Raw genomic sequence first — 19,715 nt, 5'->3', positions numbered from 1 at the left:
GCTGCAGCCCTGTCTTCTTTATTTTAACAGAGGCTATTTTCTCATTAATAATTATTTAAATCTACTAGAACAAAAAACCTTTTAAAACAATTAATTCAATATGATTAAAAATACAACATGTTAATTTTATTAAATATTTTTTTGTATTTTAAAAAAAAATGTACTATCAGGGCTAAAGTTTTTTAGATAATTTCCGATAACTTGAGTGGGTACGATAAATTTGCAACAAAATAATGATTTATCGGGTACAAATAGGGATTCAGGTCTGAGGAGACTAAAATCATGGCTCAAGTAATTAATACGAACGTAGTATCGCTTACGGCCCAACGTAACCTAGGGGTATCAAGTAACGCAATGCAAACTTCAATTCAGCGGTTATCATCTGGCCTAAGAATTAACAGTGCCAAAGACGATGCTGCAGGATTGGCAATTTCCCAACGTATGACCGCTCAAATAAGCGGGATGAACATGGCTGTCAGAAATGCGAATGACGGTATATCTCTAGCTCAGGTGGCTGAAGGAGCAATGCAGGAAACCACCAATATTCTTCAACGTATGCGTCAATTGTCTGTTCAGGCAGCAAACTCAACCAACAACTCATCTGACCGTGCGTCACTTCAAAGTGAAGTATCTCAGTTACAAAGTGAGTTAAACCGTATTTCTGGCAACACTGAATTTAATGGTCAAAGAATCCTCGATGGTTCATTTTCCAATGCAAGCTTCCAGGTAGGTGCTAACGCAAACCAAACCATTACGTTCAGTATCGGAAGTATTAAAGCTTCCTCTATAGGTGGCATTGCAACAGAGACCGGAACAGAAGTGTCTGGTGCAGCCTCTACTGACATTACTGTTTCCCTGGGTGGTGGAGCATCATCTACTATTAACTCATCTGCAGGTTTCGCAGGTGCATTAAATGGACAAGATGGAACATCAGCATATGCAAAAGCAGCTGCGCTTAATGATGCTGGCGTAGCAGGCTTATCAGTCACAGCAACAACCACTGGTACTCAAACAGTTGGTGCAATAGGCGGAACAGCAGCCGATACTTATAGCCTGACGCTTAATGGTGTAGCCGTATTTACTGGTCAGGACGTATCGACAGCTATGAGTAATACTACTCTTCGCGATGCAATTAATGGTGTAAGTGATCAAACTGGTATTACTGCATCTCTTAACGGCGGTGATATTACCCTGACAGCAGCTGATGGCAGAAACATTACTGTTACAGAAAGTGGTGCTGGTTTTACTGCTGGTACTGACGGTATGTCTGTAACTGGCGGAGATTTCGATGGCGTATTACGAGGCACACTGTCTGTAAGCGCAACAGATACCATTAACATCGGCGGTACAGTTGCTACCTTAGGCCTAAGCGCTGCAATTGCTAAAGATGCTCTTGGAGTTGATACAGTTGATATCAGTACTGCAGCAGGAGCTCAAACCGCAATCAAACGTATCGATGCAGCTCTGAACAGTGTAAGTGCTAACAGAGCCAGTATGGGTGCTCTGCAAAACCGATTTGATTCTACTATTGCGAACCTGCAAAACGTATCAGATAACCTTTCAGCTGCTCGTAGCCGAATCCTGGACGCTGACTACGCATCAGAAATGGCGAATTTGACCAAGAACCAAATTCTGCAACAAGCAGGTACAGCGATGTTAGCTCAAGCGAACAGCATGCCTCAATCTGTTCTTTCATTGTTAGGCAGATAAGATGTAATAATTACGGTGTAGCTCCGGCTGCACCGTAGTTTTGTTTATACCCCCAATGTTATTTGGGTATAAAGGAGTATGAAATGAATATAAATCCAATACCCTCAGTGAGTTCAGCAGGACCGAACGAAGCAATACACATAGCAGAAGAACCAATTAGCACAGATAATCTGACAAATATCGTCAATTCGACGATGGATCCGGAAACCAGACAAGCCCTGGATCATGCAACAGGATTATTACAAACTATAGTTACAGAGAAACTCTCAGATAAAGTGATTCGAAAAATGCCGTCTGATGAATACTTGCATTTGTTAAGTTTGCTTGATGAAATAATTAGTGGTTCTATAGACAAGCACGTTTAATAAATGGACCTATTTTTGGTATCAGAGATAATGAATTTAAATAAGGGAACATATGAGCCTATCATCACCAGGTGTCGGATCGGGCCTTGACGTAGCAACATTGGTTGCAACATTGGTTAAAGCAGAAATAACCCCTGCTCAAACACGACATGACAATCAAGTTACCAGTGTCAAGACAGAGTTATCAGCTATTGGCCAGTTAAAAAGTGTCCTATCAAATCTTCGGACCTCACTGACTAAATTATCTGATTTAAGCCAATTTTATAATATGAAATACTCCATGAGTGAACAGGATTATTTCTCAACATCAATTACCGCACAAGCAACAAAAGGAAGTTATCAAATTGAAGTGCAAAAACTGGCACAACAACAAAGCCTTGCCAGCAATTATTTGACAAATACAGGGAGCGGTACGTTCACCATTACTTTAGGTACCTATAATAGTGATAAAACAACATTTACAGCCAATGCTTCCGCTACCCCGGTATCTATAACCATAGCTCCGGGCAGTGACAGCCTGGTTGCTGTTCGTGACGCGATTAATAATAGCAACTCCGGAGTAACGGCAGGAATTGTTCAAGATAGTCAAGGTTCGCGGCTAGCTCTTACTTCAACAAAAAGCGGTGAAAACTATGCCATGAAAATCAGTGGCGACATCACTTCATTAAATTATGATCCAACCACTGGGGTTAATTCACTGACAGAAACAGTTGCAGCCCAAAACAGCGTGGTAAAAATCAATGGAATTATGTTGAATCAAAGCAGTAATCAATTACAGGAAGCTATTTCTGGAGTAACGTTGAATTTGAAAAAAGCCGAACCAGGCAAAACGATAACCTTAACAGTTGATGACAATAAGGATCAATTAACCAGTTTAATGAATGATTTTGTCAAACAGTATAATGACAGTATGACTTTTCTTACCAATCTGACCGGATATAATTCTGAAACAAAGCAAGGAGGAGTATTCCAGGGAGATCCGCAATTTAGAAATTTAAAACAAAACCTGACCAAATGGGCAACCGGTCCGATCACTAATGGCGACAGCCCAATAAAATCCTTGGCTGATTTGGGAATTACCTCAAACAAGCAAGGGTTACTAGAAATAAATCAGGATAAATACAAAAAGGTTCTTGAGAATAATTACAAGGATATAGGCAGCTTATTCGCCAAAACAGCAACAGCATCTGATCCCAATATCAGAATTAAATCAGTAAATACAAACGTTAAGGCAGGATCCTATGATGTGAATCTGACCGAATTTACTCCAGGGGTAAGTATGTCAGGAACTATTGGCTCCCTCTCAGCGAGCTCATCCGATGGGCTTACTCTCAGTGGTAGTGGCCGGCTAGGAGGACTATCAATTAATATCCTGTCTGGCTCAACGGGTTCTCGCGGAAGTATTACAGTTAATGATGGAATTGCAGTACAAATGAATTCATTTTTAGATACTTACATGAGCACTCAAGGCGATTTGGATCTGAGAACAGCTCAATTAAACAAACAAGTGAAACAACTGGATAAGGCACAAGAAGCAATTGCTCTGCGTAGTGACGCGATTCAAAAACGTTATCTATCACAATTTACCGCACTGGATAGTTTATTAACCCAAATGCAAAACACAACGAGCTTTTTAACCCAGCAATTAGCTAATTTACCTAAATTAAATATAAAATGAGACTAAACTTATGAAAACCCCATATGATCGAGTATCAAGCCAATACAAATCGATAGAGCTACAATCTCGTATTGATACTGCATCACCGCATGAACTAATAGAGCTATTACTCCAAGGTGCCAGATCACATATAGCAACAGCTCAGGGCAATATCCAGAGAAATCAAATCAAGGATAAAGGCGAGCATATAGGAAAAGCAATCAGTATAGTGGAAGGATTAAAAACCAGCTTAAACCATGAACAAGGTGGTGAAATTGCAGAAAACCTTCTGAAATTATACGATTACATCCAACACATTTTGTTAAAAGCAAACCTAACAAATGATGAAGATCTTTTAGCACAGTCCAACATGTTACTTGCTGAAGTACATCAGGCATGGCAAGCCATTAATCAAGTTAATGAAAAACAATAATCAAAATATTCACATCAAAAAATATGGGCATTTAACACTAAATGCCCTATCAATTAATACCACTGGATTCGTAACACTGGTTCAAATCGAATGAAACACCCCACAAAAATGTAAAGTTTTTTTACTTAATGCCGCTAATTGAAATACAATGATTAAGATTGAGATCATCATGAAAAAATCTATGATATCAATAATCACAACTGCATTTTTAATGCTGAACTCTCAAACCTCTTTTGCAATAGAGAGATATGGCGAAACACTCTGTAATTTAGCTGATTATTTTTGCATGAAAGTGAAAGCTGGAGAAAGCTGGGAAAAACTATTTCCTAATGTTGAAGAACGCGACATCGTCAGACGAATTAATCGAATGAATATAACGTTGAAACAAGGAATGACTATTGCTGTTCCTAAAAACATTGAACGGCTCACTATATATGATGTATCGCCCTTCCCTCGTTATATTGAATCAGACGGTGAAAAAACCATCTTTGTAAGTCAGAAAAAACTTGCCTGGGGTGCCTATGATGCAGATGGTGAGCTGTTATGGTGGGGACCTATTTCCTCGGGGATTGGTAAATGCAATGTTGCAGGTGGGTGCGGAACCCCCACAGGTTCATTTCGAATTATAAGAAAACAGGACATCGAATGCGTGTCTACTGCTTTTCCAAGAAGAGCCAACGGAGAAAGTGGCGGTGCATTAATGCCTTATTGTATGCATTTTTTCAGAGGATTTGCACTGCACGGAAGCTACGAAGTACCGGGATACCGGGCAAGCCATGGATGTGTCAGAATGTTTATTGAAGATGCGCGTTGGCTCAATGAAGAATTTATTGATTTACCAGGAGGAGGCATGAGAGGAACCAAAGTAGTACTTGATGCACCTGACGATCCAAATGAACAATAATTACACTAACCAAGCAGATAGACAAATTATACCCAAAATGATAAAATTTTACCGGATGAATTTTTAATGTTTGTATGATAACGTATTAAATGACTTTGTGAATAAAAACCCTCACTTTTGACGGAACGCCAAGATATATGCCTTTCTCGCAGTATATCCATTGTTTTTAATCAAAAATTCTCGCAAAATCAAACGACTTGAGTAAACATGGAGAACTTTAAAATAATGGCTCATTATAATACGCAGTCCAATTCAATGCAGACAGCACAGGCGAACTCATTTATGTCCTGGCTAGTATGGGGTCTAGGATGCTTGTTTTATTTTTATGAATGCCTGCTCCAGGTTTCACCAAGTGTCATGAGTACTGAGCTAATGCGAGACTTCGCTGTTACCAGCCAAACATTAGGTATTCTATCCGGTATTTATTTTTATTCGTATGCTGCCATGCAATTACCAGGCGGTGTATTAATGGACTATTTCGGCCCGCATCGTCTACTGACGTTAGCTACTGTAGTCTGTGCGGTAAGCACCATTGCTTTTGGTATGACCGATAATTTTATTATGGCATGTATTGCACGCCTGATGATTGGTTTTGGCTCTGCTTTTGCAGCTGTAGGTACTATGAAACTGGCAGCAAACTGGTTTCCCCCTGAAAAATTTGCCTTATTGACTGGACTTATGGTCACTATTGGTATGTTGGGTGCTATAGGTGGCGAGACTCCGTTAGCTCTGTTAATTGATGGTTTTGGCTGGCGCCACAGCATGATTATCATGGGAGTGGTGGGACTCGTTTTAGCTGTATTACTGATGGTAATTGCTCGAGACACGCCTAAAAATTATAAACCTCCCGTGCACACACATCCAGTTGAACATGAAGATCGCCTTTTACCTAGTTTGCTCGCTCTGATTAAAAATAAACAACTCTGGTTAGTAGCTATATACGGTGGACTGATGTACATGGCAACTCCAGTTTTTTGTGGCTTATGGGGCGTTCCCTTTTTGATGAACAAAATGCTTATCGCTAAATCAACAGCAGCTAATTATATATCATTAGTCTTTGTTGGCTGGGCAATTGCCAGCCCGCTTTGGGGTATATTCTCAAACCAGATTGGATTACGTAAACCCCCAATGTATATCGGTTGCGTTGGTGCTCTTATTTGCTCTTGCCTATTTATTTTTGCACCGATTAGCTCTTCTTTGACGATGCAATTATTACTTTTAACATTTGGTTTATTCTCTGCTGGTTTCTTACCTGCTTTCTCCGTAGCCAAAGAGCTATGTAATAAAAAATACGTTGCTACGGGCTTAAGTTTTATGAATATGATGAACATGGTAGGTATCGCTCTGGCACAACCTTTAATAGGGTACGTGCTTGATAAAATGTGGCAAGGAGAAATGAGTGGTACAGTAAGACTTTACCCGATTGAAGCCTATCACACTGCTTTGGCAATTCTTCCAATAGGTATGCTCATTGCGTTACTTATTTTACCCAAAATTAAAGAAACCTATTGCCAAAGTGTACATTAATGAAATAATACGGCGTTTTAAAAGTAGAAAAAAATATGTCTAAAAAATTATATATTAAAACAAATGGGTGCCAGATGAATGAGTATGACTCATCTAAAATGGCAGAAGTCTTATTTGAATCTCATGGTTTAATTAAAACAGATAAAGTAGATGATGCAGATGTAATCCTGCTGAATACCTGCTCTATCAGAGAAAAAGCTCAGGAAAAGGTTTTTTCGCAATTAGGTCAGTGGCGCGAATATAAAGCTAAAAATCCACATGTAGTTATTGGTGTAGGTGGATGTGTTGCAAGTCAGGAAGGTGCCGACATCATTAAAAGAGCTCCGTTTGTCGATCTGGTATTCGGGCCGCAAACATTACATAGGCTCCCTGCCCTGCTTGAAGAACGACTTGCAAAAAATAAATCCGTTGTTGATATCAGTTTTCCTGAAATTGAAAAATTCGATCACCTCCCTGCACCACGGGCTGAAGGGCCATCAGCGTTTGTCTCAATTATGGAAGGCTGTAGCAAATATTGCAGCTTTTGTGTTGTGCCTTATACGCGTGGAGAAGAAATTAGCAGACCATTTGACGACGTATTGGCAGAGTGTTACCAACTTGCAGCTCAAGGTGTCCGAGAAATTAATTTATTAGGTCAGAATGTTAATGATTATCGTGGTAAAATGGAACAAGGTGAAACAGCTGATCTAGCTCTTTTAATCCATTATCTGGCTGCAATAGATGGAATAGGAAGAATCAGATTTACCACCTCTCACCCATTAGCCTTTTCAGATAATCTGATTAATGCCTATGCAGAAGTGCCTGAATTGGCAAATCACCTTCACTTACCAGTTCAAAGCGGATCAGATCGTATTTTAGGTCTAATGAAGCGTGGTTATACTGCACTGGAGTTTAAATCAAAAATCAGAAAACTACGTAAGGTTAGGCCAGATATTCGTTTATCAACCGATATTATAGTAGGCTTCCCTGGTGAAACAGACAAAGACTTCCAGGACACTATGGATTTAGTACATGAAATTGGTTTTGATACCTCATTCAGTTTCATTTATAGCCCAAGACCTGGTACCCCGGCAGCTAATTTACCCGATGAAACGCCGCTGGAAGTTAAAAAACAACGCTTGCAGATACTGCAAAACAGATTACTGACGAATGCTTCGCGATACAGCCAATCAATGATAGGTACCACTCAAAGAATATTGGTCACTGGTTTCTCTAAAAAAGACAGCAATCAGCTGGCTGGACGAACTGAATGTAATCGAGTAGTGAATTTTGAAGGCTCAGAGCGTTTAATCGGTCAATTTGTAACACTTCAGATAAGTGATGCATTACCCAACTCCTTGAGAGGCCGTCTAACTGAAGTAGAGATGCAACCAATCTAATGATAGAACACATAAAAAAACAGATAACAATTCCCCGCGAGTATCACAATCAACGTATCGATAGTGTACTCGCCCAGTTACTTCCAGAGTATTCGCGCTCACAAATCAGCAATTGGATTAAATCCGGTGCCGTGATCCTGAATCAAAAGGCATGCAAGCCTAAAGATAAAGCTCTGGATGGAGATCTCATTGAACTTAGTGTTGATTTAAATGAAATTGATCCTGACTTTACGCATTGTGAGCCAGAAGATATTCCTCTCGAAGTAATTTACGAAGACGATGACGTTCTTGTGCTTAATAAACCCATGGGATTGGTCGTCCATCCTGGAGCAGGAAACAGGGAGCATACTTTAGTTAATGCACTTCTTCACCATGCCCCTACCCTGCATCACCTGCCACGGGCAGGAATAATCCATCGTCTTGATAAAGACACAACTGGATTATTAATAGTGGCGAAATCGTTAACAGCACACACATCGCTTATAAGGCAGATGCAAGCCAGAGACATACAACGCAATTACATAACGTTGGTTCAAGGACATGTGATATCAGGCGGTACTGTTGATACCGGCTTCGGAAGACATCCCAGGAACAGACTAAAAATGTGCGTAAGTGGGCAAGGCAGACAGGCTATTACTCACTATATGGTAAAAAAACAATACCATGATTTTACTCTATTGGATGTCAGTTTGATGACCGGAAGAACACATCAAATCAGAGTTCATATGGATTATATTAACCATCCAGTAATAGGCGATCAGCTCTATGGTGGCCGGATGCGGTTTCCCCAAAATGCCAGCGATGATTTAAAAGCCATGCTTCAGCAATTCAAAAGGCAGGCATTGCATGCTTGCTCAATTGCTTTTTATCATCCAGAGACAGAAGAAGAGTTGACATTTACTGCCCCTTTACCTGAAGATTTTAAATTACTGCTTAGAACTCTGGATGAGCACTATGATTACTAGATTAGCGAACTGGTCTGCCCCGAAAAATATTACAGCATTAAGCACTACCCGGTTATCCGGTTTTAGTGTAACACCTTATGATAAAAATAATCTGGGCTCCCACGTTGGTGATAATCCAGACCACGTAGCTCAAAACAGGCAGCAGTTAAAAAAACTTCTGAACTTGCCTGCTGAACCGGTATGGCTTGAACAAACGCATAGTACCACCTGCATTATTCCGGAAGACGATAACAACAGAAATGCTGATGCAGCCACAACACGTTCGAACAATCACCCATTAGTAATTCTTACTGCTGATTGCCTGCCTATTACGCTTTGTAATCAACAAGGAACGGAAATAGCCGCAATACATGCAGGATGGAAAGGTTTATTTAACGGAATTATCGAAAATACCTTAAACAAAATGAACAGCGACTCAAGCGATCTGTTGGCCTGGATAGGCCCGGCAATATGCCAAAAATGCTATGAAGTTGGTGATGAGGTACATCAGTCTTTTACTGAAAAATACCCCCTAAGTGTGAATGCCTTTCAAAAATCAGGCTTAAAATGGATTGCAAGTTTGCCCCAAATTGCCGAATTGATACTCAATTCACGCGGTGTTTCAGCAGTATATCGGTCAGATTTATGTACTTTTGAGTTGGAAACTGAGTTCTATTCCTATCGAAGAGAAGCGCAAACAGGTAGAATAGGAACTCTTATTTGGTTTAACGATCAACCACGGGATTAATAATATGATGAAACGTATAAAATTATATATAAGCACCTTGCTTCTTTTAACAGCTTCTCTGGCTGTAAAAGCAGACGAGACTGCGATGCCCAATCTGGCTCCTGTTTTAAAAAACATTATGCCAGCTATAGTTAATGTAGCGGTTCAAGGCTACTTACCAGGCGATGCATCAGCAGCGGGCAGCGGTGATGAAGAAGTAACTCCAGGCAAACGCGGTTCCAGAGCTCCTGAAAAAGGACGCAAATTTGAAAGCATAGGTTCTGGTGTAATCCTTGATCCCAAATCAGGCATTATCGTGACGAATGATCACGTAATTCGCAATGCTAATTTAATTACTGTAACCCTTCAGGATGGCCGACGTTTAAAAGCGCGCTTGATTGGCGGAGATAGCGAAACTGATTTGGCTGTATTAAAAATTGATGCGAAAAATCTTAAGTCATTGGTAATAGGTGATTCAGATAACCTTCAGGTGGGAGATTTTGTTGTAGCAATAGGCAATCCATTTGGATTAAACAGCTTTGGTAACAGTCAATCAGCTACATTTGGTATCGTCAGCGCTTTAAAGCGCAGTGATTTGAATATTGAAGGTGTTGAAAACTTTATTCAAACTGACGCCGCAATTAACCCAGGTAATTCTGGTGGTGCATTAGTTAATACTAAAGGAGAATTGATAGGCATAAATACAGCAATTATCTCTCCTTACGGCGGTAACGTAGGTATTGGATTTGCCATTCCTATTAATATGGTAAAAGATGTAACACAACAAATTATCAAATTTGGTTCTATACACCGCGGTTTGATGGGCATCTTTGTACAACACCTGACCCCAGAACTAGCACAATCTATGGGCTACCCAGAAGACGTACAAGGTGCATTGGTATCTCAGGTTAATGAGAACTCTCCTGCCGAAGTTGCTGGATTAAAATCAGGCGATATTATCGTTCAAATCAACGATACTAAAATCACTCAGGCCACTCAGGTGAAAACAACAATCAGTTTATTACGTGTTGGTTCAACCGCTAAGATTCAGATTCTTCGTGATAATAAAGCGTTAACATTAAATGCTGAAGTTACTGACATCAAAAAGCATGAACAAAAATTACAATCCAATAACCCATTCTTATATGGTCTTGCTCTGCGTAATTTTGAACAGGAATCACCTCCACACGGTAATGTGATTGGTGTTCAGGTAGTAGGAGCTTCTGAAACCAGTGCTGGATGGAGAGCGGGTCTAAGACCTGGCGATATTATTATCTCTGCTAATAAAGCACCAACAAAAGATGTAAAAACCTTACAAACAATTGCTCAGGATAAAAAACAACAATTGTTAGTTCAGGTATTACGTGGCCCAGGTGCATTATTCTTATTAATAGTATAAACAAAAAGAATTGAAGTATTGCAGTTCTACTGCAATACTTCCTTCTGCCAGATAAAATTTCAATCACAATAATATCCCTAATAATCTCACAAAGAATCAAAATTCATTTCATATTAGAATCTATTATCTTTAAATCTAAAATCCCCACATTCCATGATTATCCACAATATTCATGATTATCCACAATATCCATGGATCTCACCAACAAGCAGCCCTTAATTATATAGTATCAAGAGGCAGCAATATGCAGCTCGCGCCCTTGGCTCGACAACAAAGCCTATTCAATTAACAAAAATTTCAAGCTGAGGGCAGACGTCGAGCCAGGGGCCCGACAACAAAGCCATTCAATTAGCACAAATTTCAAGCTGAGAGCAACGTCGGGCCAAGGGACCGACCTACAAATCATCATGTAAACATGTACTGTTGTTTTAGCGGATAAAGTAAGATGTTACAACTAAACCAGATAATAAACTCATCTAGTATAACACCACTATGGTGTCATAGGAGGAGCTTCTGCATCAGTTGAATTGTTAGGATTATCAATTGTTATAGAGGCATGTTCCGAATCTACTTGATCGCTCCATAATTGTGCCGGAGTGTCTCGTAGCAGTTCATTCGGTGGAGGATTTAAAGCATCTTTCCCTTTATCAAAAAACGCCCCATATTTCGTTCCTGCTTCATCGGGAGATTGCTCAGTTAATTCTTTTACTTTGCCTACCTTAGCATTTTCTTTTTCTTGTAGTTGACTCACCAGAAAAGTAGTCATTAACTTGGCAGCGCTATCTCGCATGTTACTGGAAATCCAAAGTCCTATCTCTTTTTGCAGATAAGATACTGATTGACTCAGAAATTCACTTACTGGGTACATAACGCCAGCAGTAAGTAAACCAACAACCCCACCAAGGGCAACAACTCCCAAGAGACCAATAGACCCCAGTACTGCCAGTGGAGCAAATGCTATAACTCCCGCAGTTGCAAGAAGGCCAAGTCCCACACTAAGTCCTAATCGACCGAGCCAGGAATAAGAAGTTTTTTCTGGCTCTTCTGCGGATATAGCCACATCATTATTATTTAATTTAAATCTTTGTTGTCCAAAAAAAGCTTTTACATCAGATGGTTTGATATTTGCTCCATCAGCAGGCTTAAATTGTTTCAATTCACTAACTACTGATTTCTTTTGATTGTATGTCTGCGCCGCCTTACTCATAAAATCAAATATTTTCAAATTCATATCAATATTATGCTGGTCCTTTTGATATATAAATTTAGATTCAGGTAATCCATTTGCACCAATCTCTGGATGAAACTGAGTAGTCAAGATAGGAGTACCAACTAAAGATTCCATAGATTCAATAGTATCACCATCGCTTGCAATGCTACTGGCTATAAACCCTTTAGGCAATTTTGAAATCCGTTGACTATGAGCTCCAAAAAACTGCCCTTCATAATAAGACTTATCAATTATTTCTTTTGTATTTTCTTCTTCTGTCTTTATTTCTATTTCTTCTATATTTACAACAAGATCTAGATGTGAAGCAATAATTTTTGCTAACATCGTGTCCTTATTTATTCTAATCGCATCATAATTCATGTAGCTTTGTTGAGTTAGCTGGTTAATGTTCAAATCAGTAATTTCACCACCACCATAAACAGCGACCACCTGATGCCCACCACATGCTCCTAAAATAGGCATCCCTTTTTCAACAGCTACATGTACTAAGGCCAACTCAACAATAGTACGAGAAAAATCATACGTCTGAGTTGGATCTCGTTCCTGATTGAATAATTCAGGGTCAATCATTGCATTATTACCCGGTAAAGCCAGGCAATCTACGTTTTCAAGCATAGTCATGGCTTTGGCTTTTGCATGAGCAAATAATTTTAATCGACCTTGGGATGAAGTGTATAATTCATCAAATTTGGGTTCTGATATATCCGCCATCATCTCTCGATAATCAGCATCAACTACTGTGCAACCAACATCAACAAATGATTCCTTAAGGGAAACAACGCTGCTTCCTCCAACTTTAGAACTATAAGTTACAGCAGCTATAGGCATAATGGCTCCAGTATGATCGATATATAGGCATCTTATCATATACTATCAGTCTTAAATAAATATTAAGTACTTTTTTAAAACAATAAATGAGCTCACTAATCGCCAGTTTAGAATCTGGTATTAAGAAGTCATTATACTCATTCGATTCATTTGCTTGTGCGTGATTTACCAATAAATACTGACCGTTGACTATTTATTAATCAACAATGAACATTAATTATTAAATTTTGTGATTTTAACCATAAAAAACAAAAAAAACTATTCAACGGACTTGACATCAAACGCTGAAAAAGACAAAATCGCGTCTCTTGTGGCTATGTAGCTCAGCCGGTTAGAGCGCGGCACTCATAATGCTGAGGTCGGTGGTTCGAGTCCACCCATAGCCACCAAATCCCTTAATCATAAAAATCCTCAACTTAGTTATCAAAAAAGCTATTGAAAACAATCAAATTTAGTTATGATGTTACTATCTACGATTTTACGGTTTTTAAATGCGTTCTTTAGTAATTTTACTTTTAACCTTAATATGGTCTTCATTGATTCATGCTAATGACGTAAACATTTCAACCATTACCAAAAATGGTTCAACTGTTTTTTATCTCCAGGCGGGCGCGTTTAATTTAAAAAAAGATGCCCAACAAAGACAACAGGATCTTGCAAAACAGATAGAACAAAAAGTAGAGATTAAAGATCTTGCTGACAAACACCTTTATCTTGTCCAAATTGGCCCTATTGATGATTATCAAACAGCAAGAGAACTAAAAGATAAGTTATCACAAAAAAGTAATGCTCATAACGTTGCTGCCAATTCGAATCAAAAAACACCTTCTCAAGTAAGCCAAACATCTAAAAATCAGGATCAAAGCCAAACCTTACCGCCATCGAGCAAGCTATGGAATTTGAGAAATGCTGATATTCGTGCGGTTATTACAGAAGTTTCTCGCGTAACCGGAAAAAACTTTGTTATTGATCCTAGAGTTCAGGGAAAAATATCCATTATATCCAGTACTCCGATGTCTAACCGTGAGTTGTATCAGGTCTTTCTCTCTGTCTTGCAAGTATCAGGTTATGCAGCTGTACCTAATGGTACAATCATTAAAATCATTCCCAATATTGATGCAAAAACGCTATCACCTGACTTAATTAATGGATTGCGTAATCCTCCGAGAGGGGATGACATGATGGTTTCAGTAATACCAGTACATTATGTTCCTGCTGAGCAACTGGTTCCGGTTTTAAGACCCTTAATGCCACAATGGAGCAGCGTTTCGGCATATGCGCCTTCTAATATGCTGATCCTTTCTGGTCGAGCAAATAACATCAAAAGCCTGACAGACATAATCAGACAAGTAGACAGTTCTACTGCAAATGGCATTGATATGGTGCCATTAAAATATGCATTGGCGATGGACATTACCAATACACTAAAAGATTTGGTTAAAAGCCAACCCAATATAGGGAGTCGTGCCCAGATTACCGTTTCAGCGGATGATCGCTCTAATTCAATTTTAGTCAGCGGCAGTAAAACTGACAGAATCAGACTACGTATGCTCATTTTAAAATTAGATAGGGAGAGCTCCGAAGGTATGAGTTCCAATACTCAGGTGGTCTACCTCAATTATTTAAGAGCCGAAGACATGGTACCTATTCTTGCTGGCATTGCTCAGGCAAATTTTAGTGGCAATGTAGGTACTACAATTGGCACCATTACCAGACCTGAATTAGACAGTACCAATCCCGCCTCAAACCTGGCTAGTGACATTTCATCAAGCGGTTCTGCTACAGCGAACCCGACTCCAGCAGGTTTAAACTCGTCGGCAGCAACAGGGAATACTAGCTCAGCAAATACACAAAATGAGGGGTCAGCCAAGCCCAATGTACAGATTATTGCGGAACCTAATACCAATTCGATAATCCTTAATGCCCCGGCTTCAATTATTCGTATATTAAAAACAGTAATTTCACAGCTGGATATTAAGCCCGCTCAATTATTGATCGAAGCACTGGTCGCAGAGGTAAATCAGGATGATGTGAACAATTTAGGTATTGAGTGGGGTTCTAATCAACAATATGGTGATCCCAGAAAATTCAGACCGGGGTTTGCGATCATTAATAGTAAAACTAGAATTGATGATTTTCAGACACAGATATACGCCTTGGCTAGGGAACAAAAAGCAAATATATTGTCTACTCCTTCTGTAGTAGTGCTTGATAATCGTCAAGCAAAAATCCTCGTCGGTAAGGAAGTATCTGTTGCAGCAACGACTCAACCAAGTAATGCGGGAGGAACGACTAACGGCGGTACTCCATTTACTACGTTTAACCGGGTTAATGTTGCCTTACACCTTTATGTCAGACCACAAATCACCAGAGGTGATGGCATTCAGATGCAGATAGACCAAGGAAATAACACTCTGGATCCTGCAAGTACCACTGAAAGCACGGTTAATCCAACGTTTAAAATCAGCAGCATTGTCACTTCAGTACATGTTGAAAGCGGTGACATTGTGGTATTAGGCGGCTTAACTCAAGACAGTCTTGGTAATGAGAATAATAGCATTCCTATTTTAGGAGGCATTCCAGGTCTTGGTAAATTGTTCCAGCACAATATCAAAAATAGAGACAAACGCGTTCTGATGGTATTTATTAAACCAATTATACTTCGTAATGAACGTGATAATTTACAAGTCACAGGAGCGAAATATAATGATGTCAGACAATATCAATTAGACTGGATACGCTCTCAAGAAAAATATGATGAATTAAACAACCAAAGTGTATTACCGCCATTAACTCAAAGCACGTTACCCGTTCCTTTTAGTGGCTCACCTAAACATGCAGCACAAATGACCAAATAAACTATGGATAATGACGAAAAAACATTGGTTCTTCCTTATAGTTTTGCTAAAAACAACGGGGTAGTTGTTGGTGAGGTCAAAAATGATGTAGCTGTTATTTATCATTTAGCTGATACTTCGTTGCAAACGTTAGTTGAAGTAAAAAGGATTCTTCAATGCGACCTGGATCTCAAGCTCGCTGATGAAACTGCTTTTCAACAACATTTAGCACATGTTTACCAATCTAAATCATCTATTTTAGATGCTGCGGAAGGCATGGAAGATGATATGGATCTTTCCATGCTGGCCAGCCAACTTCCAATGAGCGAAGATTTGCTGGAAAATCAGGATGACGCGCCTATCATTCGCTTATTAAATGCCTTGTTTACCCAGGCGATTAAACAAAAAGCTTCAGATATTCATATTGAGACGTATGAAAACCGTGTTTTGGTTCGTAATCGAATAGACGGTGTTTTACAAGAGGTTCTGGAAATACAGAGGGCTATCGCTCCCTTGGTGATTTCTCGGGTAAAAGTGATGGCAAAACTGGATATTGCAGAAAAACGTATTCCTCAGGATGGTCGTATCTCTCTGCGCATCGGGGGCCATAATATTGACGTCCGGGTATCAACCCTTCCCTCGAACCATGGTGAGCGTGTCGTATTAAGAATCCTGGATAAACAAGCAGCACAGCTGGATTTGAATCTCCTGGGTATGCCGGAGTCAACAGTAAAAGCCATGCGGGCAATGATATCAGAGCCGCACGGTATTATTTTAGTAACAGGACCCACTGGCTCTGGAAAAACCACATCATTATATGCCATGCTAACAGAGCTTAATCAGGTTACTCGTAATATTCTGACGATTGAAGATCCTATTGAATACGATTTAACAGGTATAGGGCAGACGCAGGTTAATACTAAAGTACAAATGACTTTCGCTAAAGGGCTAAGAGCTATTCTGAGACAGGATCCCGACGTAGTCATGATTGGTGAAATCAGGGATCTGGAAACTGCGGAAATAGCAGTTCAGGCAAGCTTAACTGGACATTTGGTCTTATCAACATTACATACAAACAGTGCTTTAGGTGCTTTAACTCGACTTCGTGATATGGGTGTTGAATCCTTTTTAATGTCTTCAAGTATTGTGGGTTTAATCGCACAACGCCTGGTGCGCAGGCTCTGCCCTCATTGTAAAACGCCTCATCAATTACGCCCAGATGAAAAAGAACTGATGGAATTAGCGCCCGATGCTGATGTATCGCAGGTATTCGAACCTAAAGGATGTGATTTATGTAATCACTTGGGATATAGAGGCAGAACCGGGATCTACGAATTAATTACTATCGATGAAACGCTCAGAGGTATGATTCATCGCCATGAACACATACAAACGTTGGAAGCGTATCTAAGACCTGGTACTCCAAGCATACGTGGTGATGGCTTTAAACGAGTATTAATGGGAGATACTTCTTTAGCTGAAATTCTTCGCGTTACCACTCAAAATTAAGCGTTTTATATCCATTTGATAATTGCTGCCCATGAATTCAATGCAACCAGGTTCTATTCTTCGTTACCGTTTCATTCATTAACACCTCTTCAATAACTCGATAGGTAACATTATTGTAAAAAAATATTATCTTTTTTTTACAATAACCCAACTATAATTCTTTAATGTCGAATCAATTTCTGTCGCCATTATATGAATAATTAAAAAGAACTTATAGTGTTAAGATTCAACAAATTAGAGATTGACTTCTTAAAGATCACCACGCACAATATTACAACACTCTAAACTGGAGGTATCATGCCTAGTTCCTATTTACAAATCTGGATTCAAAGACAAATCAGCTCAGGAACATTTCCCCCCAACCGTGAAGATTGGTATATTAAAAATGGCTTAAATGATTCAGAGATGGCTTTGGAAGAACGATTTGATCGCTTTGTGCAAGCTCAACGTGAGGAAGGAGCATTTTATTATGAGAGCTTCAAGAATATCGATTTTCAACGCTATGAACTCAACGTCACTCTTGCAAACCAATCTCCATGTCTTACTGAAGTAGTTGCTTTTCATAATGATAATACCGATATAACATCCAATGCAAGCGGACACGGCAAACACGTCATTTATTTCACAGGAATGGGCACATTATACCAAGACTGTTTTACGGATATAACCGAAGCCGTACGTACTACTGGAGCAACCTATTATGGTTTTGAATACCCAGGTATGTCACGATTGGGTGGTGAGGTTTTAGAGGTTAATGATTTAGTAAATACTGGACTAGCAGTAACCAATGATTTGCTTCGCAAAGGAATTCCTATCGACGACATTCTTTTTCAAGGTGATTCTTTTGGTGCAGCCGTTGCGAAGAAGATCAGCAATTTATTTAAAGAACAACGTGGTGTAGAAATCCGTTGTATCTTAAATAACACCTTCTCCACGTTCCAGGCAGCAGTGCAAAACGTCATGTCTCAAAGTGCCTGGACAAGCCCATTTACATCATTAGTATCCCCTGTATTACGTTACACAGGATGGGATATTCGCCCAGGAGACACCTATGGGCTAGATACTCCCTATCAAGTGCATGTCAACCATATTGGCGATCTTACTCTAGGTGGTGGAACACTGGCGGCCTTAGTAGATCGCAATCGACAACTTCCGGATTTTATCGATCCCTGCCCTGATGAGTTTATTAATTCCAGAGACTCTTATGATAATATGCATTGGGCACAAATAAGCGCAGATGGTGAAAGCTATCTGGCTGCGAAATACGGTAGGAATGATAAAGGTCAGGTTGATACTCATCTGGCGAATTTACTTTATATGCAGTATCCAGATGGACAAAGTGTATATAAAGCATTAATTTGCGCCTATATTCAAGACAGTAATGCATATATAAAATTGCACCCTCAGGTAATCTCACTTGATCAATTACCACAACCGTTGGGCTCAGAAACTGTTTCGTTATATGATTTATTGGTTCCATCTACTACCCGATATTTAGGTTTCTTTAGCCAGCCGACTCCACAAGTAATTGAAACAAACCATCCAGAGGAAGAACATTTGATAAAACCAACAAAATAAAGTTTCGTCTTAACAATTACTGCAACTCGGCCCTGCTATGGAACCGTCATTGGATGGTTGATGTTGCAGTAGTTCAATACCAGAAAAAATTAAAATATCACGTTGCTCATCAGTACAATGAATTCGTCCCAAAGAATTATCATCATCACAATACCAAACGCCTGTAGCATATTTTGCATATTCTCCTGGTCTGGAAAAAAATCCAGCACAATTGATGACAATAGACCTGTGACCAGTGGTGTGGGCTACTTTGTAAGGATTAACATCAATCGTATTTGCTAATAATAGATGAATATCCAGTGGAGCGATTGAATCATCTTTAGATAGTGCAGCAGCTAAAGCCTTAGAATTATGATCAGCACATATTTCTATTACCAGCCTAACAGTTCCACCTTCCAATTCAAAAATGGATTGACTATGACCAGAATAAAAAAGAGGTGCGGGTTCATGGCTAGTAAATAGTTTGCCATGTCCTGAACTGTTGATACCAATGTTTTCATATTTTTTGCTGTACCGGCCCATTATTGCCCCATCATGATAAATAGTAGTAGTATTTTTGGCAGGCATAGTTGCTGCAAATTTTCCCAGATCTGTTTTGATTCTAGCGAGTACACCCTCGGAAGAATCTGGATCGGTAGCTAAAGGATACTGTTCTACCCTTGAATCCAATTTAAACATGCTTACGCC

The 19,715-nt window shown here is 39.5% G+C and carries 15 protein-coding genes and 1 tRNA gene; 14 read left to right on the top strand and 2 right to left on the bottom strand.

The genetic code is table 11. The annotated features are described in order from the left end of the window. The first annotated feature begins 282 nt into the window (after positions 1 to 282). The 10 genes from Q0495_RS10885 (at position 283) to Q0495_RS10840 (ending at position 11,045) form a co-directional block, all read left to right on the top strand. On the top strand, positions 283 to 1,710 hold the full coding sequence (locus tag Q0495_RS10885; RefSeq protein WP_298626068.1) for a flagellin: 1,428 nt from the start codon (positions 283 to 285) through the stop codon (positions 1,708 to 1,710). An 83-nt stretch (positions 1,711 to 1,793) separates the two neighbouring features. Further along, positions 1,794 to 2,075: a hypothetical protein gene (locus Q0495_RS10880; RefSeq protein WP_298626065.1), complete on the top strand. Its 282-nt coding sequence runs from the start codon at positions 1,794 to 1,796 to the stop codon at positions 2,073 to 2,075. A gap of 52 nt (positions 2,076 to 2,127) precedes the next feature. Continuing rightward, positions 2,128 to 3,753, top strand: a complete 1,626-nt coding sequence (gene fliD, locus Q0495_RS10875; RefSeq protein WP_298626061.1) for a flagellar filament capping protein FliD — start codon at positions 2,128 to 2,130, stop codon at positions 3,751 to 3,753. A gap of 10 nt (positions 3,754 to 3,763) precedes the next feature. After that, complete coding sequence (gene fliS, locus Q0495_RS10870; protein WP_298626058.1) at positions 3,764 to 4,165, top strand: flagellar export chaperone FliS; 402 nt, start codon at positions 3,764 to 3,766, stop codon at positions 4,163 to 4,165. Positions 4,166 to 4,334: 169 nt separating this feature from the next. Continuing rightward, positions 4,335 to 5,069: a L,D-transpeptidase gene (locus Q0495_RS10865; protein ID WP_298626056.1), complete on the top strand. Its 735-nt coding sequence runs from the start codon at positions 4,335 to 4,337 to the stop codon at positions 5,067 to 5,069. Positions 5,070 to 5,294: 225 nt separating this feature from the next. Then, positions 5,295 to 6,596, top strand: coding sequence for an MFS transporter (locus tag Q0495_RS10860; protein ID WP_298626053.1), 1,302 nt, complete (start codon positions 5,295 to 5,297; stop codon positions 6,594 to 6,596). Between the two features lie 35 nt (positions 6,597 to 6,631). Next, positions 6,632 to 7,975, top strand: coding sequence for a tRNA (N6-isopentenyl adenosine(37)-C2)-methylthiotransferase MiaB (gene miaB / locus Q0495_RS10855; protein WP_298626050.1), 1,344 nt, complete (start codon positions 6,632 to 6,634; stop codon positions 7,973 to 7,975). Beyond that, entirely contained in the window at positions 7,975 to 8,940 is a 966-nt protein-coding gene (rluD, locus tag Q0495_RS10850; protein WP_298626047.1) for a 23S rRNA pseudouridine(1911/1915/1917) synthase RluD, read from the top strand. Before miaB ends, rluD begins: the two co-directional genes overlap by 1 nt. After that, positions 8,930 to 9,667 carry a peptidoglycan editing factor PgeF gene (gene pgeF / locus Q0495_RS10845; protein WP_298626044.1) on the top strand — a complete coding sequence of 246 codons (738 nt, stop codon included), beginning with the start codon at positions 8,930 to 8,932 and terminating at the stop codon, positions 9,665 to 9,667. Before rluD ends, pgeF begins: the two co-directional genes overlap by 11 nt. Before the next feature lie 4 nt (positions 9,668 to 9,671). Further along, complete coding sequence (locus Q0495_RS10840) at positions 9,672 to 11,045, top strand: Do family serine endopeptidase (RefSeq protein ID WP_298626041.1); 1,374 nt, start codon at positions 9,672 to 9,674, stop codon at positions 11,043 to 11,045. Between the two features lie 490 nt (positions 11,046 to 11,535). Here Q0495_RS10840 and Q0495_RS10835 read toward each other — a convergent pair whose 3' ends face one another. Further along, positions 11,536 to 13,104: a gamma-glutamyl-gamma-aminobutyrate hydrolase family protein gene (locus Q0495_RS10835; RefSeq protein ID WP_298626038.1), complete on the bottom strand. Its 1,569-nt coding sequence runs from the start codon at positions 13,102 to 13,104 to the stop codon at positions 11,536 to 11,538. A 312-nt stretch (positions 13,105 to 13,416) separates the two neighbouring features. Between Q0495_RS10835 and Q0495_RS10830 the strand changes: the two genes are divergently transcribed. The 4 genes from Q0495_RS10830 to sdbB all read left to right on the top strand — a co-directional run bounded on the left by Q0495_RS10830 (position 13,417) and on the right by sdbB (position 19,028). Beyond that, positions 13,417 to 13,493, top strand: a tRNA-Met gene (locus tag Q0495_RS10830). Positions 13,494 to 13,595: 102 nt separating this feature from the next. After that, a complete protein-coding gene (lspD, locus tag Q0495_RS10825) occupies positions 13,596 to 15,962 on the top strand; it encodes a GspD family T2SS secretin variant LspD (RefSeq protein WP_298626035.1) in 2,367 nt (788 codons plus the stop codon). A 3-nt stretch (positions 15,963 to 15,965) separates the two neighbouring features. Continuing rightward, on the top strand, positions 15,966 to 17,450 hold the full coding sequence (gene lspE / locus Q0495_RS10820; protein ID WP_298626033.1) for a GspE family T2SS ATPase variant LspE: 1,485 nt from the start codon (positions 15,966 to 15,968) through the stop codon (positions 17,448 to 17,450). 297 nt (positions 17,451 to 17,747) lie between these two features. After that, on the top strand, positions 17,748 to 19,028 hold the full coding sequence (gene sdbB, locus Q0495_RS10815) for a Dot/Icm T4SS effector alpha/beta hydrolase (protein ID WP_298626030.1): 1,281 nt from the start codon (positions 17,748 to 17,750) through the stop codon (positions 19,026 to 19,028). Positions 19,029 to 19,037: 9 nt separating this feature from the next. On the opposite strand, the gene Q0495_RS10810 is transcribed toward sdbB, so the two are convergent. Beyond that, positions 19,038 to 19,715 (bottom strand): hypothetical protein (locus tag Q0495_RS10810; RefSeq protein WP_298626027.1); only part of this gene is annotated, 678 nt, incomplete at its 5' end.

This window comes from uncultured Legionella sp. (genome assembly GCF_937871865.1).
Classification (GTDB): Bacteria; Pseudomonadota; Gammaproteobacteria; order Legionellales; family Legionellaceae; genus Legionella.
The sequence above is the reverse complement of the archived record's forward strand: the minus strand, read 5'-3'. Positions and strand labels throughout refer to the sequence as shown.